We start from the raw sequence: 26,872 nt of genomic DNA, 5'->3' as shown, positions 1-26,872 counted from the left end.
AGTTTGGACAGAAAGTATTGGGGAAAATGATTTTCGGTTATAAAATTCAGATTGGATAATAAAAATTGTCTGACTGACTATAAAATTATCATACTGTTATTAATATAAACAGCCACACCTTGCGGTTCTTTTTTGCAAGGTGCGGCTGTTTTAATCTGTATTTGAATTAACAATTTCCGCAAAGGACGAATACTCCGGCTTTTTTGTAAAACTTTTCAAAGTATCAAAAAAACCTTCTTCCTCACTCTCCCTTTTTATTTCAAACGGTATCTTCTGTTCTCGCAAGGACTGCTTTAAAAACAAATTAACCGCTGTTGACAAATCAAGCCCTAAATCCGAGTACAATTCCTGTGCCGATTTCTTTAACTCGCTGTCTATGTTTATATTTGTACTGACAATCATTTTATCACTTCCGTTTTTATTTACTATACTTATTATATGAAGTATTTTTCATTTGTATGTTTTTAAAAGTCAAGAAAATATCGGCATTTTTAAAAAGGTCAGAAAAAGTCAAAAAAATTTTAAAATTTAGTATTTGCGAGTATTCAGGAGTATTTGCGAGTATTTTTTAAATTAGCATTTGATTTTTGACTTTATTTGACTTTGACTTTCTCTGACTTTAGTTCTATAATAAAGTCACAATCTGAAAGAGAGGCGAGAAAAGATGAGAATGAGCGATTTGGTCGCTAAATATATTACAGAAATGCTCGACGAGCAGAACGGCAGTGCGGAAATTCAGCGAAATGAACTTGCGGGAAATCTTGGTTGTGTGCCAAGTCAAATAAATTATGTTATCACCTCACGCTTTACTCCGGAACAAGGTTACATTGTTGAAAGCAGACGAGGCGGCGGCGGTTACATAAGAATAAGCCGTGTAAGTATGGATAGAGGTACTGCTATAATGCATATAATTAACTCTGTAGGCAATTCGCTTGACAAAGCTTCTGCCGAGGCAATGCTTAACAATATGGTCAACAGGTCGATTATTCAACTTAGCGTTGCAAAGGTTATGGCGTCTGCGTTGTCGGACAGAGCGCTTCATACAGTCGAGCAGGAAAAAAGAGATTCGCTCAGAGCTGATCTTTTTAAGAATATGCTTTTAGCAATATCATAAAAGCAGGAGGTATTTATTATGAAATGTCAAAAATGCGGTGTTAATAATGCTAACACACATGTTAAATCTATAATCAACGGAGAAATCAAAGAATATGACCTTTGCAGTGAATGTGCAAAGAAAATGGGATACACAAATGTGTTCTCTGACATTGAGGATGAATTTTCAAACTTCCTCGGCAGTTTCTTTGGCAACGCACTTCCGGCAAGAACACAGGCAAGAAGATGCGAAACCTGTGGCAGCACTTATTCGGAAATTGCAAAAACAGGTCATGTAGGCTGTGCCGATTGCTATGATGTATTTGGCGACGAACTCTTCCCACTTATCAGAAGAATTCACGGCAACACAACACATTGCGGCAAGAACAGCGACAGAACGGTTCAGAAAGCCGAAAAGCACGAACCTACAAAAGAAGAAAAAATTGCTCAATTAAAAAATGAACTTGACGCAGCAGTCAAAGAACAGAATTTTGAAAGAGCCGCAGAATTAAGAGATACAATCAAAGGAATGGAGGCATAATAATGAGTGACAATTCAGTAATTTCCACAAGAGTAAGACTTGCAAGAAACCTAAAGGATTTTCCTTTTCCCTGCAAACTTTCACCCGAAGGAATGGAAAAGGTTATTGAAAAGGTAAGATCTGCCGTTAAAAACAGCAACAGCTCTATTGCCTCCGACTTTAAATTCATTAAAATGAGCGACCTCACCGAGGCACAGTGCGTATCGCTTGTTGAACGCAGAATTGTAAGTCCTGAGTTCATAAGCAATACAGAGGGCAGAGCATTGCTTGTAAATTCCGATGAAAGCCTTTCTATTATGATTAACGAAGAGGATCACATCAGAATACAGGCAATTACAAAAGGTCTTGCGCTTGAGCAGACATATGACCTTGTCGATAAACTCGACACCTTGCTTGACGAAAGCCTTGACTTTGCTTTCAGCGAGAAACTCGGTTATCTTACCCAATGCCCGACAAACCTCGGCACAGGTATGAGAGCGTCGGTAATGCTGCATTTGCCGGCACTTGAAAAGAGCCGAGCAATCGGCAGAATTGCAGGCAATCTTTCAAAACTCGGTCTTACCATAAGAGGCACTCATGGCGAGGGCACAGAGCCAAAGGGAAGTTTGTACCAGCTTTCTAATCAGGTTACACTCGGCATCTCCGAAAAAGCTGCCATTGAAAACCTTAAAAATATAACATCACAGCTTATCTCGCAAGAGGAACTTGCAAGAGAGCGTATTTGTTCAAATATTGACATTCAGGACAGCATCAGCCGCAGCCTCGGCATATTGAAATATGCCCGTACAATCGCACACGATGAGGCTTTACAGCTGCTTTCAAATGTTCGTTTGGGCATAGTTTCGGGACAGCTTAAAGATGTTCCTTTGCTTACAATCGACAAGCTGATGACAGATGTTGAACCTGCTACGCTTATGGTAAACAGCGGTAAAAATCTTTCCGCTGCACAGCGTGATGTGGCAAGAGCGGATTTGCTCAGAAAAGCACTTGAAGAAGTGTAAAAAATAATCAGTAAAAAATTATCGAAAGGACTGACGATTATGTATGAATTCAGAGGATTTACTCAAAAGGCAAACAAGGCATTAAACCTTTCTATTGAGTCAGCTCAAAATTTCGGTCACGACTATATTGGCACCGAGCATATTCTGCTTGGTCTTATAAAAGAGGGCAGCGGTGTTGCCGCCGCAGCTCTTGAAGAATGCGGCGTAACGGCGGAGGCACTCGAAAAAGAGATTGCCAATGTTGACGGCAGAGGTATTCAGACTTCCCTCTCACCCGACAGCTTTACTCCCCGTACAAAGCGTGTTCTCAGAACCGCAATGATGATTTCTGCAAGGACAGGTAGCAGCTATGTAGGCACAGAGCATATTTTGCTTGCAATAGTTTCCGAAAGTGACAGCTACGCTACAAGTATTTTAAGAAAGCTCGGCGTAAGTTCTAATGCTGTTGCAAATGCGGTTGCAGGCGGCCTACAGAAAGGCTCATCCGAAAATCAGTTTTCGGGTATGGAAAACGGCTACCCACAAGGCAAAGAGGAGGGCGGCTCCGCACTCGAGAAATTCGGCAGAGATTTGACAAAGGCTGCCAAGAACGGTGAAATTGACCCTGTTATCGGCAGAGAAAAAGAAATAAAGAGAGTTATTCAGATTCTCTCAAGGCGTACCAAAAACAACCCTGTGCTTATCGGTGAGCCGGGCGTAGGTAAAACAGCAGTAGCCGAGGGACTTGCCCTTGAAATTGCAAACGGCAATGTACCTGAAATTCTGCGTGACAAAAAGGTTGTAAGTCTTGACCTTACAGGTATGATTGCGGGTGCCAAGTACCGTGGCGACTTTGAGGAAAGAATCAAATCCGCAATTGATGAAGTTAAAAAGTCAAAGGACACTATCCTCTTTATTGATGAACTCCACACCATTGTAGGTGCAGGTTCTGCCGAGGGCAGTGCCGATGCGGCAAACATCTTAAAGCCGTCGCTTGCAAGAGGTGACTTCCAGGTTATCGGTGCAACAACCATTAACGAATACAGAAAATACATTGAAAAAGATGCGGCTCTTGAGCGTAGATTCCAGCCTGTAAAGGTTGGCGAGCCTACAAAAGAGCAGGCTGTTGAAATTCTTAAAGGCTTGCGTGACAGCTACGAGGCGCACCATAAGGTAAGAATTACAAACGAGGCAATTGAGGCGGCAGTAAATCTTTCTTCCCGTTACATTGCCGACAGATACCTCCCGGATAAGGCTATTGACCTTATTGATGAGGGTGCGTCTAAGGTAAAACTTAAGGGTCTTACCTCTCCTCCGGACATCAAGTCGCTTGAAGAGTTAATTGACAAACTTGAGCAGGAAAAAGCAAGTGCCATTAACGAGCAGGACTTTGAGCGTGCCGCAAAATTAAGAGATGAACAGAAAAATGTTCAGTCACAGCTTGACACAGCCAAAAAGGAATGGTACGAAAACAGAGAGAACCGCAACGGCGAAGTTACTCCGGAAGTTATCGCCGAGATTGTATCGGAATGGACAGGAATCCCTGTTGTTCAGCTTACAAAAGAGGAAAGCGAGCGACTTCTCAACCTTGAAAAAGAACTTCACGAAAGAGTTGTCGGTCAAAACGAGGCAGTAAGCTCTGTTGCCAAGGCAATCCGCCGTGGCAGAGTAGGTCTTAAAGACCCTAAGCGTCCTATCGGTTCATTTATCTTCCTCGGTCCGACAGGTGTAGGTAAAACAGAACTTTGCAAGGCACTTGCCGCCGCTATGTTCGGTGATGAAAACGCTATGCTCCGTATTGATATGAGTGAATATATGGAGAAGCATACGGTATCCCGTCTTGTAGGTTCACCTCCTGGATATGTCGGTTTTGACGAGGGCGGCCAGCTTACGGAAAAGGTAAGAAGAAAACCATACTCGGTAATCCTCTTTGATGAAATCGAAAAGGCACACCCGGATGTATTTAACATTCTTCTCCAAATCCTTGATGACGGCAGACTTACCGACTCACAGGGCAGAACGGTTGACTTCAAAAACACTGTTATCATTATGACATCTAACATAGGTGCAAAACTTCTTACGGAAAAGCACAGTTCACTCGGATTTACCGATGAAAACAGTGAAAACAAGGAAACCGAAAACACCAAGGAGCTTGTGCTCGGCGAACTTAAAAAGGCTTTCCGTCCCGAATTTATTAACCGTATTGACGACATCATCGTATTTGACAGACTCAGCAAGGACGAGATTAAAGAAATTGCAGTCAAGATGCTTGCAGGTCTTAAAAAGCGTTTGTCCGATATGGAAATTGAAATTGAATTTACAGACGAGGCTGTTTCCGCAATTGCCGACAAGGGCTTTGACGAAGTCTACGGTGCAAGACCTCTTCGCCGTGCCATAACATCAGACATTGAAGATCCGCTTTCGGAGAAAATGCTTGACGGCACAATCAAAGCGAACAGCAAGGTTAAATGCGACTTTGCAGACGGAAAGTTTACCTTTGCCGAAGTAAAGTAAAAAATCCTAAAATTTAATATATATTTTTTGACTTTCGGTTAAAAAATATGTTATAATGATTTATCCGCTAAAATACCGTTTTTGGCGGATAAATCTGCTTTTAGATTTAATTTTGGCTTTGCCGACAAGGAGGTTTTTAATTATGGAAATCACAAAGAATTCTATCATCGGTGATGTTCTCGACAAATATCCCGAAACTGCCGAGGCTTTCTTCAGCATTGGTATGCACTGCCTTGGTTGCCCTGCATCAAGAGGCGAAACAATCGAAGAGGCTTGTATGGTTCATGGCGCAAATGCCGATGAGCTTATTGATGTTCTCAATCAGATTGCAAACAAATAATTTGTCCGTTTTTCACATTCGGGCTGAAAGGATTGATTAATTTGCAAAATAAAATATCTCTTGACCAAAGGCTTAGAATGTGTGCGGATTTTGTAAGGCAAAACGCAAGGCTTGCCGATATTGGCACAGACCACGCCTATCTTCCGCTGTGGCTGTGCCTTAACGGCACCTGTCCGTCTGCTATTGCCGCCGACATTAACCCCAACCCGCTTTCAAGAGGTCAGGCGGCAATAATGAATTTCAATGCCGAACACCTCATTTCCACAAGGCTTTCAAACGGTCTTGAAAATATCGGCGAAAACGAAGCTGACGATTTTGTAATTGCAGGTATGGGTGGGGAACTTATCGCAGCCATTCTTGACAGCTGTACATATACAAAAAACAGTGAAAAGCACTTTATTCTACAGCCTATGACCAAAAGTGAAGTTTTGATTAAATACCTTTTTGACAACGGTTTTGAAATTTTAAAACAGGACTGCTGTACCGCCGCAGGCAAATGCTACACAGTACTTCTTGTATGCTACAGCGGCAAAAAACGCGAATACACGCAAACCGAGCTGTATTGTGCAAAGCTGCAGCCATCCGTAAAATCCACACACAGGCTTTTTACAGAAAAGCAAATAACAAAACTTGAAAAACAGGCAAAGGGCGATGCCCGTTACGCTGAAATCGCAAAAAAGCTAAGGGAGATGCTCTGATGACTACAATAAAAGATATACTTGAATTTTTTGAGGAATTTGCACCCGTTGATACCGCTATGGATTTTGACAACTGCGGTCTGCTTATAGGCAGTAAAAACAAACCTGTAAGCCGTGTGCTTGTTGCTCTTGACATAACAAACGAGGTCGTTGACGAAGCAGATAGGCTCGGCGCAGAGCTTATCATAAGTCATCACCCCGTTATTTTTAATGCAATAAAAAAACTTGATTCCTCCTCTGTTCCCTACCGTCTTGCGGAAAAAAGCATTTCTGCCGTTTGTATGCACACAAACCTTGATTTATCCGAAAGTTTCGGTGTAAACCTTTGCCTTGCAAACGCAGTGGGACTTAAAAACACAAGGCTTTGCAAAAGCGGCGAATGTCTTTTTATGGGCGAACTCGACACGGATATTGAAAGTTTTGCAAAAACCGTAAAAACAAATCTCAATTGCAGCGGACTGAGATACACTAATGTAAAAAACGAGATTCACAAAGTCGCAGTATCATCGGGAGCAGGCGGTTCCAATGTGGAAAGTGCATTTTATGAGGGAGGCGATGTTCTGCTTACAGGTGAAATAAAACACCACGAAATTCTGCTTGCAAATGAACTCGGAATTTCAATTGTTGACGCAGGACATTTTAAAACCGAAGATATTGTAATATCTCCGCTTTGCCGTAAACTTTCTGAAAGATTCGGTAACACCTGCTTTACAAAATCGGAAGTATGTAACGATAAGATTAAATACATTTAAGCAATGTATTATTTATTAAATATTCGTTGCAATATCTGTAATAATTTGATATAATAGTATGATGAATATTTATGAGGAGATGCACATTAAGTGCATAATTTTACATTATGAGAATCAGAAAGAAAAAATGGGCAGAGCCTGAACTTGCGGTTTGCGATTTTTTTGTAAAAAATCCTGAAGAACACGCAGGCAAATGGAACGAAACTTTTAACAACGGACTTCCTCTTTACCTTGAAATAGGCTGCGGCAAAGGCGGGTTTGCAGGACAGTTTGCCGTTAAAAATCAGGATAAAAATATTATTGCGGTTGACATTAAAATTGATATGCTCGGCGTCGGCAGACGAAACATTGTTGAAATTTTCAAGAACGAGGGCAAAACAGACGCCGATATTACAAATCTTTTGCTTGTAAACTACAATGTAGAGCAAATTGATAAAATAATTACAAAGGACGATAAAATCAAGGGTATGTTTATTAATTTCTGCAACCCGTGGCCTCGTCCAAAGCATAACAAGAGAAGACTTACATTTCCCAAGAAACTTGAAATGTACAAAAATTTTCTTGACGAAAATGCCGAAATTCGATTTAAGACCGACGACGATGCACTTTTTGCGGACAGTCTTGAATATTTTGAGCAGAGCGGTTACGAAATCATCTACAAAACATACGACCTGCACAACAGCGATGTTACAGACAATATTGAAACCGAGCACGAAAAAATGTTTTCTGCCGAGGGTATAAAAATAAAGTATTTAAGAGCTGTTGTAAAGCACGATTAATTTTAACTTTTTATAAAGGAGGGACGGATATGAAAGTCAAAGCGGTTATTTCCGCCGCACTGTTGTGTGCGTTTGCAATTTCCGCAAGCGGCTGTGACGGTGCAGACATAGGAACAGACAACCTTATCCGCCCTCCGAAAACCGTCGGTGACGAGGCGGAAATCGAACAGCTTATTGCCGACACCGCAGGCAGCGGATACACCTTAAAATATCCTAAGTCGGGCAACTACCGCAGTGCCATAGTTATGAAAGACCTTGACAATGACGGTACCGACGAAGCAATTGCTTTTTACCGCACTCCTAACGAAACCAAAGCGGAAGTGCATATGCTTGTAATGTACTGCGCAAATGACGAATGGAAGCTCTCCGAAAACTGCGCCTTAGACGCAACCGATGTTGACTGCGTTGACTTTGCCGATGTAACGGGCAGCGGTACGCTTGAGATTCTTTCGGGCTATACTACATATAACTCAAGCATTAATAATCTTGCCTGCCACTCATACTCAAACGGCAAGACAAACAGGCTTACGGTTGAAAGCAGTTATTCAAGTTTTTACTGCTCCGATTTTGACAGTGACGGTGTAAACGAAGTAATGCTGCTGTCACTATATACCACAGAAAATGACGCAACAGCAAATATGCTTGTTTACAGCGAGGAACGCAACTGTCTTTACTCAAAGGCAAGCGTAAAAATGGACCCGAATATTACAAGATTTAAAAATATTACGGTAACAGCTGCCGAAAATGGACAAAATGTGCTTATAGTTGACGGTTGTTTTGCCAATGATGATACCGTCACACAGATTATTTATTTTAATACCGAACTTTCGGTTTTGAGAAATCCTCTTTATAAAGAAAAAGATAAAAATATTACTCAACGCTCTGCCGATATAATCTGTACGGATATAAACAACGATTCCGTTACGGAAATTCCTGTCGTTGACAAATTACCTTCAACAAGCGATGAAGATAAATCGGCTGTTGCGGATAAAATAAGCTGGAACAGTTTTTATCCGCAGAGTGAAATTTTAAATCACTTATCCGACCAAATTCCCGATTACCAAAACGGCTACAGCTTTACCGTTCCCGAAAGCTGGGCAGACGGTACATATACCGTCAGACTTGACAGTGAAAAACGGGCTATGAGCTTTTTTGAATGGGATTCCGACAACTTAGGACAAAAAGTATTTGAAATCAGAGCTTTTAAACTTGAGCAATGGGATGTCGGCGAGGACAGTGACGCTTATACATTAATATATAAGAACGAAAGCACAGCATACGCTTTTGCGGATGTAAACGAAGAAACATCACTTTCAATCAGCGAAGATGATATAAAAACAGCTTTTTCACTGATGACAGTTAATAATATATAATTTTTTTGGATAAAACACATTACGGAGGTTTATTATGAAAAAAATTCTTGTTTGTGAGGACGAGGCTGCAATTCGTGACTTTGTCGTTATCAACCTTACAAGAGCAGGCTATGATGTAGTCGAGGCTGACTGCGGCGAGGCTGCACTTCAAAAATACGAAGAACACAACGGCGACTTTGATGTTGCCATTCTTGATGTTATGATGCCGGGTATTGACGGTTTTCAGGTTTGTAAGGAGCTTAGAAGCCGCAACGGCGGTATCGGCATTATTATGCTTTCCGCAAAAACACAGGAGATGGATAAGGTAACAGGTCTTATGCTCGGTGCGGACGATTATGTTTCAAAGCCTTTTTCACCAAGCGAATTGCTCGCAAGAGTTGACTCCCTTTACAGAAGAGTGGCACTTGCACAGTCACACGCCGAAAACAACTTCAAAGAAGAGCTTAAAAGCGGCGAATTTACACTTAACTTAAGAAACCGTGCACTTATGAAAAACGGTAAGATGATTGAACTTACACAGGTTGAATTTCAGATTATGGAATACTTTTTCTCTAATCCGGGTACTGCCCTCGACAGAATGGACATTTTAAACCATGTTTGGGGTGACGCTTATGTCGGCGAGGACAAAATCGTTGATGTAAACATCAGAAGACTTAGAATGAAAGTTGAAGACGAGCCGTCTAATCCTAAGTACATTATCACCGTATGGGGACTTGGCTACAAGTGGAACGCCTGAACTTAAGGAAACACCTTTAAGGAGGGCGACAGCGTAATGTTTAAGGGTATTACAAAACGCTGGATGTTAAACACATTGAGCGTTATATTTACAATAATAGTTCTGATCGTTGTCAGCCTTATCTTTGTTATTACATATGTTTACCAAAGCAGTGTTGAACAAACACTTTCTTCGGCAGGCAATGAATTGTCGCTTGTATTTTCAGACTACGAGAGCGACAACACAACAAGTTTTAATTCATCTGCCCGTGAATATGTTGAAAACTTTGACCGTAAAGAGCAAATGGAAGTTATTGTAATAAATTCATCGGGCAGAGTAATAATGACTTCCACGGGTTTTACCCCGTCGGATAAAACTCAAATGCCTGATTTTCAGGACGCTCAAAACAACTCGGACGGTTACGCCGTATGGAACGGCAAACTTCTCTCCGGAGAAAGAGCAATGAGCGAAACCCGCATTATCAGCAATTCAAACGGCGTTATGCTCGGTGCCGTAAGATACATCGTGTCTATGGAACCCGTGCACTCAAGAATCTTATTTATTTCTGTTCTTTGCGTTGCGGGCGGTCTTGCAATAATGGCGCTTGTATTTTTGTCGGGACTTATGTTTATCCGCTCCATTGTTAAACCGATAGGCGAACTTTCACTTATAGCCGGTCAGATTGCGCAGGGCGACTTTTCCGCCTCCGAAAAAATCGAGCATAAGTACGATGACGAAATCGGCGACCTTTGTGACGCTATATCGGATATGGCAAAGGATTTGCAAACTACCGAACAGACTAAAAACGATTTTATTTCAAGAGTATCTCACGAATTAAGAACCCCGCTCACGGCAATAAAAGGCTGGGCAGAAACCATGCAGCTCAACGAAAAAGGCAAACTCGACAGGCGCACCTTTGACAAAGGTATGGGCGTTATTATAAAAGAAAGTGCCAGACTTACAAGCATAGTTGAAGAACTCCTTGATTTCAGCCGTATTCAGAGCGGCAGAATGGTGCTTAACAAAGAGAAACTCGATATTCTTGCCGAATTTGACGAAACCGTATATATGCTAAAGGACAGAGCCGTAAACGAGGGCAAGCATTTACTCTATGACGAACCTATGGACGCAATGTATCCGCCTGTTTACGGTGACAGCAACAGACTTAAGCAGGTTTTCCTCAATGTAATTGACAACGCACTTAAATACACACCAAAGGGCGGTGTGGTTGCGGCACAGGTTATTTACAGTAAGGATGACCCCGACATTATAAAAATTATAGTTACCGACACCGGCTGCGGAATACCTGCCGAAGACTTGCCAAAGGTTAAAGAAAAGTTCTATAAGGCAAATCAGACGGTACGAGGCTCGGGAATCGGTCTTGCAGTTGCAGACGAAATTATGAATCTGCACCACGGCTCTCTTGACATTGAAAGTGGAGAGGGCGTTGGCACAACAGTTACTCTTACCTTCCCTATCTACAAAGAGGGTGACGAGGATCAGCCGCAAACAGAAAATGTAAAACTATAAACGAAAGGATTGTGCGATGAGAAAAGTCAGTACAAAAAAAATCACTTCAATAGGCGGCAGTGCTCTTATTGAAGGTATTATGATGCGTGGACCTAAGCGTACTACCGTATGCGTAAGAACAGGCGAAAACGAAATTTACAGCGAAGACATAAAAATTACCACTATTCCCGAAAAATGTAAACTTTTTAAATTGCCGCTTTTACGAGGAATAGCAGGACTTATTGATTCAATGCGACTTTCTTATAAATCGCTTATGCTTTCCGCTGACAAAGCAGTTGAAGCGGGCGAAGTGGAAGAAGAAGAACCGAGCAAGTTTGAAAAATGGCTTGACGAAAAATTCGGCGACAAACTTGTTAAAGTAATAATGGTGTTTGCTTCAATCTTGGGTGTGGCACTTGCGGTCGCTCTGTTCTTCTTTCTACCGTCTTTCCTGTTTGACCTTACGGCAAATGTCGTACCCGTCTTTCAGGGTGACGGCGAGGGCGCTGTTTTCTGGAAATCAGTTTTTGAGGGTGTATTAAAGATAGCCCTCTTCCTCGGATACATTGTATTATGTTCACAAATGACAGAAATGAAGCGTGTATTTATGTACCACGGTGCAGAGCACAAAACTATTTTCTGCTACGAAAACGAAGAAGAGCTTACCGTTGAGAATGTAAGAAAACAGATTCGTTTCCACCCCAGATGCGGAACAAGTTTTATGGTGCTTATGCTTATTGTAGGCATTGTAATCGGTCTTTTTATTCCCGTTGCTCCGTTCGGCATCGGATTTTTAAGACCTGTATTTAAAATTCTTCTTCTCCCCGTTTCCTGCGGTGTCGGATACGAACTTATTAAAATTTGCGGCAAACACGACAATGCTTTTACAAGAATTATCGCCGCTCCGGGACTTTGGGCACAGAGAATTACAACAAAAGAGCCTGATGACAAGATGATTGAAGTTGCCATTGAGGCTATGAAAGCTGTTATCCCCGATGACGGCACAGATATTATTAACAACAAATAATTGCGAGGCTTTATTATGACTGTCGGCGAGGCTTACAGAAAAACTAAAGACATTTTAACAGAGGCAGGGTTTGAAGCTCCTGCCTTTGAGGCTTTGTGCCTTACGGAAAAAGTTTTCGGGTTTAATCGTCTTGCGCTCATTACAAAGGGCGAAGAAACTGTTGCAAGTGAAGAAAAACTTGCGGTTCTTGCCGAGCTGACAGAAAAACGCCTTAATCACGAACCGCTGCAGTATCTCCTCGGAAAGTGGAGTTTTATGGGAATTGACTTGCTCGTGGGCGAGGGTGTTCTTGTTCCGAGAGATGACACAGAGGTAGTTACTTCGCTTTGCATAGATTACTTATCATGCAAAGAAAGTCCGAATGTAATTGACCTTTGTGCAGGCAGCGGCGCTATTTCCCTTGCGCTTGAAAAATATGCAAACTGCAAAGTAACAGCGGTAGAACTAAGTGACAAGGCTTTTTCGTATCTTACACAAAACATTAAATTAAACAATTCTGCGGTAAACGCCCTGAACGGCGACATTTTTGAATGTCACAAAGACATTGCCGATAACAGTCTTGATCTCATAGTATCAAATCCCCCGTATATCAAAACTGCCGATATTGCATCATTACAGAAAGAAGTTCAACACGAACCTGCAATGGCACTTGACGGCGGCGAAAGCGGTCTGGACTTTTACCGAAGAATTGTTCCTTTATGGAAATCAAAACTTAAAGCAGGCGGTGCGCTTGCTTTTGAGCTTGGAGAAGGTCAATATGACGAGGTAAGCCGTATTTTGGCAGACAACGGCTTTGGCGGAATCACCGAAAGTATAGACTTCGGCGGTGTTCAAAGGGCTATAATTGGGACTTTGCTCCAAAAATAGAAAATTAGTTCGATTTTTTAGCCCTATACTTATTGCATTTTTTATGACGATATCTTATAATATACAAGTAATCAAACGGATTAACTAAAATTTAACCTGCATATACGGGAGGTACTTAATAATGGCTTTAGATAAGGAAAAAGCGCTGCAAACTGCGCTTACTCAAATAGAAAAGCAGTTCGGTAAAGGTGCGGTTATGCGCCTTGGCGAAAACAAACATATGAATGTTGACCACATTTCAACAGGTTCTCTCACACTTGACATCGCACTCGGTATCGGTGGTCTTCCACGAGGCAGAATCGTTGAAATTTACGGTCCGGAATCTTCGGGTAAAACTACGCTTTCACTCCACTGCATTGCTGAGGGACAGAAAAACAACGGTAATGTTGCCTTTATAGATGTTGAGCACGCACTTGACCCTACCTATGCGGCTGCACTCGGAGTAGATGTTGACTCTCTCCTCGTTTCACAGCCTGATACAGGTGAGGACGCACTTGAAATTGCCGAAGCACTTATCCGAAGCGGCGCTATTGATGTAATCGTTATCGACTCGGTTGCCGCTCTTGTACCAAAGGCTGAAATCGAAGGTGAAATGGGCGACAGCCATGTAGGCTTACACGCAAGACTTATGTCACAGGCATTAAGAAAACTTGCGGGCGCAATTAACAAGAGCAACTGCGTTGCTATCTTTATCAACCAGCTGCGTGAAAAAGTCGGCGTTGTTTACGGCAACCCGGAAGTTACCACGGGCGGCAGAGCGCTTAAGTTCTACAGCTCGGTAAGAATAGATATTCGTAAGCAGGAAGTTCTTAAGCAAAACGGCGAAATGATAGGTGCACACACAAAAGCAAAAGTCGTTAAGAACAAACTTGCACCGCCGTTCAGAGAGGCAGAGTTTGACATTATGTACGGCAAGGGTATTTCAAGAACAGGCGAATTGCTTGACCTTGCGGTAAAGGCAGATGTTGTTCAGAAAGCAGGCGCATGGTTCAGCTATGACGGCAAGCGCCTCGGACAAGGCAGAGATAATGTAAAGGAACTTCTTGAAAACGACAAAGAACTTTCAAAAGAAATTGAAGATAAGCTTATGGCAAATATAGACAAGGTTGTTGCGGCAAGCTCTCCTGCCAAAAAAGGCGCAAAGGCAAAGATAACCGAAGTTGCCAATGCTAAAAAGCCCGCCGACGCTCCTGCAGAAAATGCAAACAGCGCAAACATTGATGTGCTTGTTGACGAATAATGAAAATTACAGAAATCAAACCACGCAGAAAAAGACTTAGCGCTGTTTATATTGACGGCGAATTTGCCGTTTCTCTCGACACACAAACGCTGATTGAAAACCGTTTTGATGTCGGCAGAGAGATAGACGACGAAGATTTGCACGAAATTATAAAACTAAGCAATGAAAGGCGTGCAAAAGAAAAAGCTCTTTGGCTGTTGTCGTACAGAGAACATTCAAAAAAAGAGCTTGAGGATAAAATCCGCCGTACGGCAGACGAAGCTTCTGCACAGAAAGCTGTTGACAGAATGGAAGAGCTCGGCCTTGTGGATGACGAGCGTTTTGCAAGACACTATGCTGAAAAACTGCTCAACTCCAAGCATATGTCAAAGCGTGGCATTGCCTTTGAACTTACAAGAAAGGGCATTGATAAAGAAACCGCCGAACAGTTATGCGATGAACTTGATATTGATGTTCACGAACAAATAAGGGCGGTTATTGAGAAAAAATATAGGAATCTATCCGATGAAAAGGTAAAAAGAAGAGCTGTTGCCGCACTGCAAAGGCTCGGTTACCGCTGGGACGACATAAAAAGCGTTCTTTCGGAATATAATGAGGATGAAACAGATGAGTTCTAAAGTTGGTATTGTATCACTCGGTTGCCCTAAAAATCAGGTTGACGCTGAAATGCTGCTTTTTACATTAAAAAGCAAGGGCTTTGAATTAGTAAACGACCCCGCAGACGCAGATGCGGTTATTGTAAACACCTGCGGATTTATTGAATCGGCAAAACAGGAAAGCATTAACGAAATTATAGAGCTTGGCAAGCTCAAGCAGGAAGGCAAAATAAAAGCCATTATTGTAACCGGTTGTCTTGCAGAGCGCTATAAAAACGAAATCACCCGTCAGCTTTACGAAGTTGACGCAGCACTCGGAATCGGCGCTAACTCTCAAATTGCGGATGTTGTAGCCGAGTTGCTTTCGGATAATACAGAACATAAAGAAAAAATCGAGAAATTTCCCGACAAACAGCTTTTATGTCTTGAGGGCAGAAGAATACAGTCAACTCCTCCCTACACCGCTTATCTCAAAATTGCGGAGGGTTGCGACAACCGTTGTACATACTGCGCAATTCCTATGATTAGAGGTAAATTCAGAAGCCGCCAACCCGATGCGGTTGTTGAAGAAGCAGAACAGCTTGCCAAAGACGGCGTAAAAGAGATTATTGTTATTGCTCAAGATACAACACGCTACGGTGAAGACCTTTTCGGTGAACCTTACCTTGCAAAGCTTTTAAAAAGACTCTGTAAAATTGACGGATTAAAATGGATAAGAGTGCTTTATTGCTATCCGGACAGACTTACAGATGAACTTATCGACACATTTGCAGAGGAAGAAAAACTTGTTAATTACATAGATTTACCGCTCCAGCATTGCGACGGCAACATTTTAAAGAGAATGAACAGACACGGCAATCGTGAAAGTCTTACCGCATTACTTAACAAGTTAAGAGCAAAAGTACCCGATATGATTCTTCGTTCAACATTTATTACAGGTTTCCCCGGCGAAACCGACGAACAGTTTGAGGAACTTGCGGAGTTTGCCGCTGAAATTAAATTCCAGCGCCTGGGTTGCTTTGCCTACTCGGCAGAAGAAGGCACACCTGCGGCAAGTTTTCCCGACCAGATTGACGATGAAATCAAACAGCACAGAGCCGATATTATTATGGAACATCAGCAGAGCGTTATGGCAGAATACTGTGAAAGCCTCATCGGCAAAGAAATTGAGGTGCTTGTAGAAGGTTATGACAGAATTGCGGAATGTTTCTACGGCAGAACCTATGCCGACGCACCTGAAATTGACGGATGTGTATTCTTTACCGCAAACGGCACCAAACCACAGCCCGGCAGTTTTGTAAAGGTTAAGATTACAGATTATACGGATTGTGACCCAATCGGCGAATTGGCAGAATAATTTTATTTACATATAACCGACATCGGCATATAATATAATGGTGTCAAAAGGAGATCAGAGGGCAATTATGAATTTACCGAACAAACTTACTTTAAGCAGAATAATACTTGTGCCGTTCTTCGTGGCATCCTTGTTAATAAATTTTCCTTTTCACACAGCAGTTGCCCTTGTAATTTTTGTTGCGGCAACTTTTACAGATATGTTTGACGGTAAAATCGCAAGAAGCAGAGGACTTGTAACTGATTTCGGCAAGTTTGCAGACCCGCTTGCAGACAAAATTCTTGTATTAAGCGCATTGCTTTGCTTTGTGCAAACAGGTTGGTGCGACTGCATCGCAGTTATTATCGTACTTTTCAGAGAATTTTCAGTAACCTCTATCCGCCTTATTGCCGCTTCAAAAGGCAAAGTCGTTGCCGCAAATATTTTCGGCAAAATCAAAACCGTAACCCAACTTGTAGCTATTATTGCCATACTGTTAATGCAGTTTTTAATTGAATTATTTACCGTAACATCTGCATTTTCCGTTGATACAATTTTGTATCTCCAAGGCATATTTACAGTAGTTTCGCTTTGTCTTATTTGGATTTCAACAATTATGGCTCTTGTTTCGGGCGTAATTTATATTGTTCAGAACAAGCAGTTTATAGCAGATATGTAAAAAATCAACACCACATCGGATGTGATACTTTGTTTAAAACACTAAAGGCCGACCTTGACGCCGTTATGGAGCGTGACCCTGCCGCAAGAAACCGAGCCGAAGTATTCTTTTTATACTCGGGTTTTAAGGCTGTGCGCTCTCACCGTAAGGCTAATTGGTTTTTAAGGCACAATATGAAGTTTATTGCCCGCTGGATTTCACAGCGCAGCAGGCATAAAACAGGAATAGAAATACACCCGGGAGCTACCATAGGCAAGGGATTATTTATTGACCACGGTATGGGCGTAGTTATCGGTGAAACAACTATCATCGGCGACAACTGCACAATTTATCAGAATGTAACCCTCGGCGGTACAGGTAAAGATACGGGAAAACGACACCCTACACTCGGCAACAATGTGCTTGTAGGTTCGGGTGCAAAGGTGCTCGGCCCGTTTAAAGTCGGAGATAACGCACGAATTGCCGCAGGTGCGGTAGTATTGAGCGAAATTCCGCCGAATGCCACAGCGGTAGGTGTACCTGCCCGTGTGGTGAAAATCAACGGAATACGCAGCGAAACTCTCGACCAGATTCATGTTTCAGACCCTGTCGCACTTGCACTTTGCAGCCTGGAACAAAAAATTACAGATCTACAAAAAGAAATTGACGCTCTAAAGGCAGAAAAGGAAAGCAAAAAGTAAAGGAGCAGTAAAATGATTTTATACAATTCATTGGGACAGACAAAACAGGAATTTATACCTCATACAGCAGGCAAGGTTAATATGTACACCTGCGGCCCTACTGTTTACCACTTTGCCCACATCGGCAACCTTAGAACTTATATTATGGAAGATGTGCTTGAAAAGTACCTTCGTTTTGCGGGATATGATGTTAAGCGTGTTATGAATATCACCGATGTCGGCCACCTTTCAAGCGATGCGGATACAGGCGAGGACAAAATGCTCAAAGGTGCAAAGCGTGAGCACAAGACTGTTATGGAAATCGCAAAGTTTTACACTGACGCATTTTTTGAGGACTGCAAAAAGCTCAACATCAAAAGACCTGATGTTGTAGAGCCTGCAACAAACTGCATTGACGAGTTTATTCATATGGTTTCTGTTCTGCTTGAAAAAGGCTATGCCTATATTGCAGGCGGCAATGTATATTTTGATACTTCAAAACTTGATAATTACTATGTTTTCGGAAATATGAACGAAGATGACCTTGCTGTCGGCGTTCGTGACAGCGTTGAAGAAGACAACAATAAGCGTAATAAAGCGGACTTTGTTCTCTGGTTTACCAAGTCAAAATTTGACTCACAGGAGCTTAAGTGGGAAAGCCCATGGGGCGTCGGTTATCCGGGCTGGCATATTGAATGTTCAGCTATCAGCTGTAAGCACAACGGCGAGTATCTCGACATTCACTGCGGCGGTATTGACAACGCATTTCCTCATCATACCAATGAAATTGCACAGAGCGAGGCTTACCTCGGTCATAAGTGGTGCAAGTATTGGTTCCATGTACTCCACCTCAATGATGCAAGAGGTAAAATGAGTAAATCAAAGGGTGATTTTCTTACCGTATCTTTACTTGAAAGCAAAGGTTATAACCCTCTTGTTTACCGTTTATTCTGCCTACAGAGCCATTATCGCAAGCCGCTTACTTTCTCTTATGACAGTCTTGACAATGCGGCTATCGCTTATGACAAACTCATTAAGAAGATTTCTACACTTTCTCCTGACGGAGAGCCTGATATGGAAGCTGCCAAGCCTTATCTTAATGAATTTAATGACGCTCTCGGCAACGACCTTAACACTTCACTCGGTCTTACTGCCGTTTACAGCGTATTAAAAGGCAACATCAGCGATGCAACTAAACTTTATCTCATAGGTGAATTTGACAAGGTTCTCTCTCTTGACCTTACAAAAGCACAGGAGAATAAGTCTGAAAACCCTGTAAACGAAGAAGTTGAGTCACTTATTGCACAGCGTACAGAGGCTCGTAAAAACAAAGACTGGGCGACTGCCGACGCTATCCGTGATAAACTTAAAGAAATGAAAGTTGTTGTGGAAGATACAAAAGACGGCATTAAGTGGCATTTTGAAAACTGATTTTAAAAACGAATAGAATAAAATAAAAATCCCTTTCATATACTTTGACATAAGCAAAGTCAATATGGAGGGGATTTTATGCGTCTTTATATAATAACAAAACGAACCTTATTTTCAATTGGATTTTGTCTGCTGATTGGTGTAATTGCGGGCGGAATTGCTTTGACTTCTACCGTACAGGCAATTCAGACCGCAAGCGCACAGCGAGAAATCCCCATTTACTGCGTTGATACAGATAAAAAGCAGGTAGCGCTGTCTTTTGACGCCGCATGGGGCAACGAACAAACCGAACATTTACTTGATATTCTTGATAAATACAATGTAAAAACAACATTTTTCCTTGTCGGCGATTGGGTAGAAAAATATCCCGAGTCTGTAAAAGAGATTTCAAAGCGTGGTCACGATGTAGGCAATCACAGCAATACGCATCCGCATATGACGCAGATGTCGGTTGACGATATGAATACGCAGATTCAGACTTGCAACGAAAAAATCAAAGCATTGACAGGCAAATGCCCTACCCTGTTCCGTGCGCCTTACGGTGACTACAACAACGATGTGGTAAAAACGGTAAAAGCTAATAATATGTACTGCGTGCAGTGGGATGTTGACAGTCTTGATTGGAAAGACCCTACTCCAAATCAGATTACCCTGAACATAACAAATAAACTTAAAGACGGCAGTATTATACTTATGCATAACGGCGCAACAAATACACCCGAAGCTCTGCCAATGGTAATTGAGGCTATAAAAGCACAGGGATACGAAATAGTGCCGATAAGCCAAATTTTGTTAAAAGGCAATTATACAACCGATGTACAAGGTAAAATGCTCCCTGCTCAAAATGCCACATCATAATGTTTTAGCGAAGTAACAATCAGGCAACCACTAAGCTATATGCCAAAATTATAAAAGTTTGGTCTAAATTTTTAATTATTCCTCTTAAATTTTTCTCTGATTAACAGCAAAAAGCCTCCGCAATCAAGCGGAGGCTGATTTTATGGGATTTATTCTGCAACCTGATTAATAATAGCAAACTGATAAGCTGTAATCAGGTTAGCTCTCTGTCGCCAAAGAGTCAAAAGCTATTTGTATCATAGAGCAATGTAAGCTGATCAAGATATCCGTTAATCCGGTTGAGCTTATTCTTTGTTGCGGTTAAAAGCTTTGCGTTTGCAAACTCACCGTTAAGTATAGCGTCTTTCAAAGCCTTCCTCTGCTCGCTTGTAACAGTCACCTTTGGAATATCCTGCGGCTTTGCAAGTGAATATGTGCTTGTGCTGTTTGAAGTTATTGATGCAGCCGCAGTGGCATTGTCAATAAGTTTATTATTATATATTAAATGTTAAAACAAAAATTCCCTTACAAACCGATATAAATTTAACCTAACCGGTCTGTAAGGAAGTTTTTATTAAATTACATTAAATTTTACTTTAAAGTATTAATACACTGTTTAAAAGTTTCAATAACATACCATGCGTCATCGTCCGACATGGTTGTATTGAGCGGAAGTGTAAGCTGATTTTTATGCATATTATAGGTATTCGGATAATCCGAAATCTTAAAGCCTCTCTTTTTGTATGCGGAAAGCATTGGGAGCGGCTTAAAGTGAACATTGCACATAACACCGTTTTCCGCCATCATATTGTAGAACTTGTTACGATACTCGTCATCTTTTCCGATAAAGCGTACAAAATACAAATGACCGCTGCTCCTGTGATTTTCGTCGCAATGGTTAAGCACCTGAATAGGCAAATCCTTAAATTCCTCGTTATACACACGGATAAGCTCGTGACGGCGTTCAAGGATTTTTTCGTATCTTTGCAGCTGAACCACACCGAGTGCCGCAAGAACATCCGGCATATTACATTTATATTGAGTATCCACAACATCATATTCCCAAGACGCTACCTTGTTCTTCTGATAAGCGTCCTTTGTCTGACCGTGAAGTGACAAAAGCATATACTGCTTGTATATGTCGTCCTCGTCAAGCCATTCGTGCGGACGGTGAACGGCTGCGCCGCCCTCAGCAGTAGTCATATTTTTAACTGCGTGAAAACTGAAGTTTGTAAAATCGGCAATTTCTCCGCACATTTTGCCTTTTCTTCTTGCGCCAAAGGCATGTGCGCCGTCTGCCATAACAATTACTCTTCCGAATTTCTCCTGAATTTCATTCTTTGGCTTAAACACGCTTTTCTGTCGTTCAACAGCCTCAAAAATTCTGTCATAATCACAGATAACACCCGCAAGGTCAACAGGAATGATTGCCTTTGTATTGTGATTTATGGCAGCCTCCATTTTGTCATAATCCATCTCAAAGCTGCCGCTTTTGCAGTCAATCATAACGGGCTTTGCACCGACATGATAAACTATAGACGCTGTAGCTGTGTAAGTATATGCAGGTAAAATTACCTCGTCGCCCGGTCCGATACCGAGAATACGAAGTGTAAGTTCTGCGCAAGAGGTTTGTGAAGAAAGGCAAGCCGCACGCTCAACATTGCAATATTCTGCAATACGGCTTTCAAAAAGTTTTGTTTCGGGACCTGTAGTAATCCAGCCCGACTTTAAAACCTTTACAACCTCGTCAATTTCAGCCTGTGTAATATCAGGCGGCGAAAACGGAATTTTTCTCATTTCAACTTCTCCTTGTAACGGGATATTCAGTGAAAACAATAAGTATATAAAAATACTATAAAATCTATATTTGTAATTAAATGCTAAACTTCATTATACATCATATGTTTATAAAAGTAAAGCAAACAAATTGACTTTTCACTGATTTTGTTCACTATTTTTTAATTTTTCCCTCTCCTGTGCCTGTTTTTTAAGTAAATATTTATTCTTTGTTGCCATTCCCCCTCTTATATGTCTTTCGCTTTTGTTGGTTTCGAGTATTTGCCGCACCTCTCTGTACAATGCAGGATTTACCTTTCTTAATCTTTGGCTTACATCTTTATGTACTGTTGACTTTGAAATTCCGAATTTTTTAGCGGCTTTTCTTACGGTTGCCTTGCTTTCTATTATATATTCGCCGAGCATTGCCGCCCGTTCCTCAACTATACCTTTCATAAATTCCCCTCCGAATGGTTTATGGTAAATTATATGAAAGTGGCAACTTGTGTATGCAAGATAATATCATTTGTGGAAATCAGACATTTTATTACAAAATATTTATGTAAAAGCAACACAGAAATTGCGGCTTTTGTAGATAATAATAAAAAGAAGCGGCAAAGTTTGTGAGTTTATTTGCCTTGTTATATATTTATATTTATGCTAAAATGTAAATAGTAAATAAAGCATTTTTAGTTACTATGTTCAAAATAAAGGAAGCTGTAATTATGAAAAAACACAGTCGCTTATACAAAATGTTATCTGTTTTTTCAGCACTTGCAATTACTGCGCCTATGTTTGTAATCTCCGCATCAGCCTCTGTGAACGATTCCTCTGTAGGCAACCCAAACTATATTTCATATAATCAGGATTTTTACAATTCAAACTCCGAGCTTTGCAATACCCTTATAGATAGTATGGAAAATTTGAACAGCGAAATTGATGTTGAAAAATATCAATTATCTATAAATGATATAAAAAAAGCTATGCGCACAGTATCGGAAATAAGCCCCGACCTTTTCTATGTAAGCAAAACAACCTACGGTCTTGCAATCGGTTCTTGCGTAGCAAGAGTTATTCCTACATATATATATTCAAACGAACAGATTGTACAAATGCGAAGCGAGCTTGAAAGCAAGACAAATGAAATTCTTGCAAAAATTCAGCCGAATATGACTGATTTTCAAAAAGCCGCAATAATTCACGATGAAATTGTACTTAACTGTGAATACTCAAATTCACCTGACACACAATATACCCGTACTTCCGTTTATGATTGTATTGTAAACGGATATGCAAATTGCCAGGGCTATGCAAGCTCAATGTCTTATTTGCTTGAAAAAGTAGGTATTAATTCCGAAATTGTTGAATCCTCTCAAATGAATCATATTTGGAATCTCGCTGAAATTGGTGGAAATTATTATCATATTGACGCTACATTTGATGATCCTACGCCCGACAGATACGGTTTTGTGTCACACAAATATTTTCTGTTGAGCGACAGCGCAATTAAAACATCGTCGGATATTTCGGTGCATTACGGATTTAAAACAAACAATTCTTGTACCGGCACCGCTTATGATAACTCATATTACAAAAATCTTAACACAAAATTCTGTTACTCAAATAATCTTTTTTATGCCGCAGACAATAGCAACAGCGGTAAAAACTCAAAAAAACTTGTTGCTTTCAATCCCGAAACCGGTTATGCAGAACCTGTAGCGGATATTTCCGATAAATGGTACACTAACGGCGGTTTAAGCTATTGGCGCGACAGTTTTGTAAGTACAGACGAATACAACGGCAATATCTATTTTAACCTTAACAATTTTGTATGCAAATACAACACTGCAAACGGAACGGTAACCCAAGTTACAAATAAAATCAATACTTCAAACTATGCATACATCTATGGTATGAAAGTTGATAACGACGGAAATTTTCTTGCAGATGTAAAAAAATCCCCGTTAGACGATGCAAATATTATTAAACTTAATGTTTTGCCTGAAAACAAACAGGAAAAACTTGATATTGGTTTTGGCAAAGTAAACACTGATTTGTTAATTCCTCCTAAATTTTTATTAGGTGATATTAATGAGGACGGCAATCTTTCAATTCTTGATGTTACTCTTTTACAAATGATTTGCACAAATTCACTTGATGCAAAAGAATCGCAAAAACTTGCGGCGGACTATAACGCTGACGGACAAATTGATGTTAATGATGCAACCGCATTGCAAATTTATATTTCTAAAAACAGTTAGTAGTTTTTTCATTTTATACCATTTTTCCGAAAAGACATCTTCAAATAATGAGGGTGTCTTTTTTATTCCGTTTTTATATCGGAGTAAAGGAGTTAAAATAAGGTTTAGCAAAATACTTTGTTATAGTCTTATATTTTTTGTAATACTATGTTAAACCATAATATTCCCACTTAAAAAAAGTACAAAAGCAAAACTCCGCACAGGTCAGCCGACAACCTATGCGGAGCGTAATTTTATATTATTTTTCTGTTTTACTGTCTGTAGTATTTGATTCTCTCTTAATCATTTTTCCGTTTACAAAGACATAATCATTACTGCTGTCTGCTCTTTCGACAGCCTGCTGTTCAACTATTTTTTCTACTTTTTCTTCAAATTCTTTATCAACCAATAAATCTTTACCTGTAAAAGAACCAACATTTTCCTGTAATCCCTTTGCTATTATGACATTCACACCATAAGTTGCTATCAAGGGATAGAATAAAACCGCAACTGTTATTGCAATCACCAGCATTGCTCCCTCTGCTGCGGCAATCCATAATATAAAACCAAGCGATACGGCAATAAAGAAAAGCATTGCAAGAATATTTTTAAGGATATTACCGAAAACAAGTATAAAAGAATTTTTATAAATATCTGATATTTTCAGTTCATACGTAACCGACATTATCGGCACATAAAACATCATAGATGTAAGAATAAGCGAAAACAGAACATATACGGTAAGCATTGAACCGTATGCAAGACTTGAACCGAGCAATGAAAAATAATACATAAACGCAAATATCGAACAAGCTATAATTGCGTAAGTAACAACTCCGTGCAATAAAAACGCCTTAAAATTCTCTTTAACTGTACCGAAAAATGTTTTTGCAACCGGTACATCTTTTTTTTCAATTCCTATTTTTCGCACCGTCATAACAAGTCCCGCAAAAAACGGCATTGACGGAATAATTCCCAGACACCATACTATAATATTGTTAAAACCCGTAAGGTAACCTATCAAAACAAACAACGCCGTAAATACCGCAAACGCAACTGCATTGATAAGTTGGGCAAGCAGTAATTTGGGAAATTCAGTAAAAAACCGTGCAAAAGCACTATTTGAAAAACTGTTCATAAAAACCTTCTCTTTTAAAAGATATTAATACAATTCTACCACATTATAAGCTTTTATAGCAATAGTAATTTAATATTAATAAATTACAAAACTGTAAATTCAACCGATTATTTATGCTGTTTTGATATGATTACGGCGAAACGAGTCAGATTTCCACTGAAAAATTTGCCGTAATTTTTTGTAATTATTCATTTTACGCAACACCGTGTTTTTATAACAAATATAAATTTTTTAAACTTTTTTTAAAAAACTCTTGCAACTGTGACAAAAATATGTTATCCTTGTGATAACGAAGAAAAGCAAGGATTGCTTTTCACAATGCTCGCAAAGAGTAAATAATTGAAATTAAGGTGAAAATTATGAAAAAGTCAACAATCATAAGAGCATCTGCTCTTTCCGTTGCTGCTCTCATGGCTGCAACATCACTCGTAGGCTGCGGCGGCAACTCAAGTTCAAGCGACAGCGGTAGCAAATCAGACGGCGCTAAAAAAGGTTCGGTTTATTATTTAAACTTTAAACCTGAGCAGGACAAGGATTGGCAGGCTTTAGCAGCTAAGTACACAGAAGAAACAGGCGTTAAGGTTACTGTTGAAACTGCTGCCGAGGGTACATACGAATCAACCCTTACAGCTGCAATGGATAAGGACAACGCTCCTACACTCTTCCAGGTAAACGGCCCTGTAGGTCTTGCAAACTGGAAAGATTATTGCTATGACCTTAAAGATTCACAGCTTTATTCACAGCTAACAAATCAGGATTTTGCTCTTAAAGAAGGCGACAGCGTTTACGGCATTGCTTATGTTGTAGAAACATACGGTATTATTTACAACAAGACACTTCTTAAGAAATATTTTGATTCTGATTTTGCAACAATTAAATCAATTGACAAGCTCAACAACTTTGCAGCTTTAAAGACTGTTGCAGACGAAATTCAGGCTCACGCTTCTGACCTTGGCGTTAAGGGTGCATTTACATCAGCAGGTATGGATTCATCTTCAGACTGGAGATTCAAGACTCACCTTGCTAACCTCCCAATCTACTATGAGTACAAGGCAGACGGTATTACATCTACAGACGCTATCAAGGGTACATACCTTGACAACTACAAGAACATCTTTGATCTTTACATCACAGATTCAACTTGTGCTCCGACTGATCTTGCAAACAAGACAGCTACAGACGCTGTAACAGAGTTTACATCAGGCGAGGCTGTATTCTATCAGAACGGTACTTGGGAATACACAGGTATTAAGGACGCAGGTCTTACAGACGACGATCTCGGTATGCTCCCGATTTACATCGGTGTTGACGGCGAAGAGAACCAGGGACTTTGCACAGGTTCTGAGAACTACTGGTGTGTAAACAAAAACGCAAGTGAAGATGACATCAACGCAACACTTGATTTCTTAGACTGGTGTGTAACAAGCGAAGCAGGTACATCTGCAATGGCTGACAATATGGGCTTTGTAATTCCTTTCAAGGCTGCTAAGGAAGCTACCAATGTATTTGTAAAGGCTGATGCTGAATACACAGCAGCAGGCAAAACTCCGGTAAGTTGGAACTTTACAACAATGCCAAGTGAAGACTGGAAAAACGGCGTAGGTACAGCTCTTACACAGTATGCAGCAGGCACAGGCTCATGGGATGATGTTAAGACAGCATTCGTACAGGGCTGGGCTACAGAATACGCTAAGGCTAACGGCTAATCCGTAAATCCATTAATCATTAAAGGTTAAAATGTATGGCAGGGGAG

The 26,872-nt window shown here is 40.6% G+C and carries 27 protein-coding genes; 22 read left to right on the top strand and 5 right to left on the bottom strand.

The features are described from left to right. Positions 1-150: 150 nt before the first annotated feature. Positions 151-402: a type II toxin-antitoxin system RelB/DinJ family antitoxin gene (locus tag AAAY30_RS02565; RefSeq protein ID WP_252558874.1), complete on the bottom strand. Its 252-nt coding sequence runs from the start codon at positions 400-402 to the stop codon at positions 151-153. Positions 403-664: 262 nt separating this feature from the next. Between AAAY30_RS02565 and AAAY30_RS02560 the strand changes: the two genes are divergently transcribed. From AAAY30_RS02560 to AAAY30_RS02465, 20 genes are all read left to right on the top strand, one after another. Continuing rightward, complete coding sequence (locus AAAY30_RS02560; RefSeq protein WP_022235010.1) at positions 665-1,114, top strand: CtsR family transcriptional regulator; 450 nt, start codon at positions 665-667, stop codon at positions 1,112-1,114. Positions 1,115-1,132: 18 nt separating this feature from the next. Continuing rightward, the gene (locus AAAY30_RS02555) at positions 1,133-1,633 is read left to right on the top strand and encodes a UvrB/UvrC motif-containing protein (protein ID WP_022235011.1); all 501 of its coding nucleotides are present in this window, start codon (positions 1,133-1,135) and stop codon (positions 1,631-1,633) included. 2 nt (positions 1,634-1,635) lie between these two features. Further along, complete coding sequence (locus AAAY30_RS02550; RefSeq protein ID WP_022235012.1) at positions 1,636-2,634, top strand: protein arginine kinase; 999 nt, start codon at positions 1,636-1,638, stop codon at positions 2,632-2,634. Between the two features lie 39 nt (positions 2,635-2,673). Beyond that, a complete protein-coding gene (locus tag AAAY30_RS02545; RefSeq protein ID WP_195411091.1) occupies positions 2,674-5,127 on the top strand; it encodes an ATP-dependent Clp protease ATP-binding subunit in 2,454 nt (817 codons plus the stop codon). Positions 5,128-5,269: 142 nt separating this feature from the next. Beyond that, the gene (locus AAAY30_RS02540) at positions 5,270-5,467 is read left to right on the top strand and encodes a DUF1858 domain-containing protein (protein WP_117705753.1); all 198 of its coding nucleotides are present in this window, start codon (positions 5,270-5,272) and stop codon (positions 5,465-5,467) included. Positions 5,468-5,508: 41 nt separating this feature from the next. Then, positions 5,509-6,165: a class I SAM-dependent methyltransferase gene (locus AAAY30_RS02535; RefSeq protein WP_499215940.1), complete on the top strand. Its 657-nt coding sequence runs from the start codon at positions 5,509-5,511 to the stop codon at positions 6,163-6,165. Further along, on the top strand, positions 6,165-6,917 hold the full coding sequence (locus tag AAAY30_RS02530; RefSeq protein WP_195411089.1) for a Nif3-like dinuclear metal center hexameric protein: 753 nt from the start codon (positions 6,165-6,167) through the stop codon (positions 6,915-6,917). Before AAAY30_RS02535 ends, AAAY30_RS02530 begins: the two co-directional genes overlap by 1 nt. Before the next feature lie 107 nt (positions 6,918-7,024). Further along, positions 7,025-7,696 carry a tRNA (guanosine(46)-N7)-methyltransferase TrmB gene (gene trmB / locus AAAY30_RS02525; protein ID WP_195411088.1) on the top strand — a complete coding sequence of 224 codons (672 nt, stop codon included), beginning with the start codon at positions 7,025-7,027 and terminating at the stop codon, positions 7,694-7,696. Positions 7,697-7,725: 29 nt separating this feature from the next. After that, on the top strand, positions 7,726-9,069 hold the full coding sequence (locus AAAY30_RS02520; RefSeq protein ID WP_195411087.1) for a hypothetical protein: 1,344 nt from the start codon (positions 7,726-7,728) through the stop codon (positions 9,067-9,069). A gap of 34 nt (positions 9,070-9,103) precedes the next feature. Further along, entirely contained in the window at positions 9,104-9,805 is a 702-nt protein-coding gene (locus tag AAAY30_RS02515) for a response regulator transcription factor (RefSeq protein WP_022235019.1), read from the top strand. A 36-nt stretch (positions 9,806-9,841) separates the two neighbouring features. Beyond that, the gene (locus AAAY30_RS02510) at positions 9,842-11,314 is read left to right on the top strand and encodes a HAMP domain-containing sensor histidine kinase (protein WP_022235020.1); all 1,473 of its coding nucleotides are present in this window, start codon (positions 9,842-9,844) and stop codon (positions 11,312-11,314) included. A gap of 16 nt (positions 11,315-11,330) precedes the next feature. Further along, entirely contained in the window at positions 11,331-12,320 is a 990-nt protein-coding gene (locus tag AAAY30_RS02505) for a DUF1385 domain-containing protein (RefSeq protein WP_295053457.1), read from the top strand. A 15-nt stretch (positions 12,321-12,335) separates the two neighbouring features. Beyond that, positions 12,336-13,187, top strand: a complete 852-nt coding sequence (gene prmC, locus AAAY30_RS02500) for a peptide chain release factor N(5)-glutamine methyltransferase (RefSeq protein ID WP_295053460.1) — start codon at positions 12,336-12,338, stop codon at positions 13,185-13,187. A gap of 121 nt (positions 13,188-13,308) precedes the next feature. Next, positions 13,309-14,427 (top strand): recombinase RecA, encoded by a 1,119-nt coding sequence (gene recA, locus AAAY30_RS02495; protein WP_178586275.1) that lies wholly within the window; start codon positions 13,309-13,311, stop codon positions 14,425-14,427. Then, positions 14,427-15,044 carry a regulatory protein RecX gene (locus tag AAAY30_RS02490; protein WP_252558866.1) on the top strand — a complete coding sequence of 206 codons (618 nt, stop codon included), beginning with the start codon at positions 14,427-14,429 and terminating at the stop codon, positions 15,042-15,044. The genes recA and AAAY30_RS02490 overlap by 1 nt, the downstream gene beginning before the upstream one ends. Beyond that, the gene (rimO, locus tag AAAY30_RS02485; protein ID WP_302196686.1) at positions 15,034-16,380 is read left to right on the top strand and encodes a 30S ribosomal protein S12 methylthiotransferase RimO; all 1,347 of its coding nucleotides are present in this window, start codon (positions 15,034-15,036) and stop codon (positions 16,378-16,380) included. Before AAAY30_RS02490 ends, rimO begins: the two co-directional genes overlap by 11 nt. A 67-nt stretch (positions 16,381-16,447) precedes the next feature. Continuing rightward, positions 16,448-17,038, top strand: coding sequence for a CDP-diacylglycerol--glycerol-3-phosphate 3-phosphatidyltransferase (gene pgsA, locus AAAY30_RS02480; RefSeq protein ID WP_296152634.1), 591 nt, complete (start codon positions 16,448-16,450; stop codon positions 17,036-17,038). Positions 17,039-17,067: 29 nt separating this feature from the next. Continuing rightward, on the top strand, positions 17,068-17,718 hold the full coding sequence (gene epsC / locus AAAY30_RS02475) for a serine O-acetyltransferase EpsC (RefSeq protein ID WP_022235027.1): 651 nt from the start codon (positions 17,068-17,070) through the stop codon (positions 17,716-17,718). Positions 17,719-17,730: 12 nt separating this feature from the next. Continuing rightward, entirely contained in the window at positions 17,731-19,128 is a 1,398-nt protein-coding gene (gene cysS, locus AAAY30_RS02470; RefSeq protein WP_295026571.1) for a cysteine--tRNA ligase, read from the top strand. A 78-nt stretch (positions 19,129-19,206) separates the two neighbouring features. Then, on the top strand, positions 19,207-19,986 hold the full coding sequence (locus tag AAAY30_RS02465; RefSeq protein ID WP_022235029.1) for a polysaccharide deacetylase family protein: 780 nt from the start codon (positions 19,207-19,209) through the stop codon (positions 19,984-19,986). Between the two features lie 220 nt (positions 19,987-20,206). On the opposite strand, the gene AAAY30_RS02460 is transcribed toward AAAY30_RS02465, so the two are convergent. The 3 genes from AAAY30_RS02460 to spoIIID form a co-directional block, all read right to left on the bottom strand. Further along, a complete protein-coding gene (locus tag AAAY30_RS02460) occupies positions 20,207-20,365 on the bottom strand; it encodes a hypothetical protein (protein WP_294663443.1) in 159 nt (52 codons plus the stop codon). Between the two features lie 191 nt (positions 20,366-20,556). Next, positions 20,557-21,762 carry a DegT/DnrJ/EryC1/StrS family aminotransferase gene (locus AAAY30_RS02455; RefSeq protein WP_186935678.1) on the bottom strand — a complete coding sequence of 402 codons (1,206 nt, stop codon included), beginning with the start codon at positions 21,760-21,762 and terminating at the stop codon, positions 20,557-20,559. A gap of 138 nt (positions 21,763-21,900) precedes the next feature. Next, a complete protein-coding gene (gene spoIIID, locus AAAY30_RS02450) occupies positions 21,901-22,197 on the bottom strand; it encodes a sporulation transcriptional regulator SpoIIID (protein ID WP_022235032.1) in 297 nt (98 codons plus the stop codon). A gap of 269 nt (positions 22,198-22,466) precedes the next feature. Here spoIIID and AAAY30_RS02445 point away from each other — a divergent pair, with 269 nt between their 5' ends. Beyond that, entirely contained in the window at positions 22,467-24,002 is a 1,536-nt protein-coding gene (locus AAAY30_RS02445; protein WP_499215939.1) for a transglutaminase domain-containing protein, read from the top strand. A 238-nt stretch (positions 24,003-24,240) separates the two neighbouring features. Here AAAY30_RS02445 and AAAY30_RS02440 read toward each other — a convergent pair whose 3' ends face one another. Continuing rightward, positions 24,241-25,119, bottom strand: a complete 879-nt coding sequence (locus AAAY30_RS02440; RefSeq protein ID WP_294657341.1) for a DUF624 domain-containing protein — start codon at positions 25,117-25,119, stop codon at positions 24,241-24,243. 359 nt (positions 25,120-25,478) lie between these two features. On the opposite strand from AAAY30_RS02440, the gene AAAY30_RS02435 reads away from it, so the two are divergent. After that, on the top strand, positions 25,479-26,825 hold the full coding sequence (locus AAAY30_RS02435; protein ID WP_249376019.1) for an ABC transporter substrate-binding protein: 1,347 nt from the start codon (positions 25,479-25,481) through the stop codon (positions 26,823-26,825). Positions 26,826-26,872: the final 47 nt, after the last annotated feature.

Origin of the sequence: Ruminococcoides bili (genome assembly GCF_040093295.1) — a bacterium.
Lineage (GTDB): Bacteria > Bacillota > Clostridia > Oscillospirales > Acutalibacteraceae > Ruminococcoides > Ruminococcoides intestinale_A.
The sequence above is the reverse complement of the archived record's forward strand: the minus strand, read 5'-3'. Positions and strand labels throughout refer to the sequence as shown.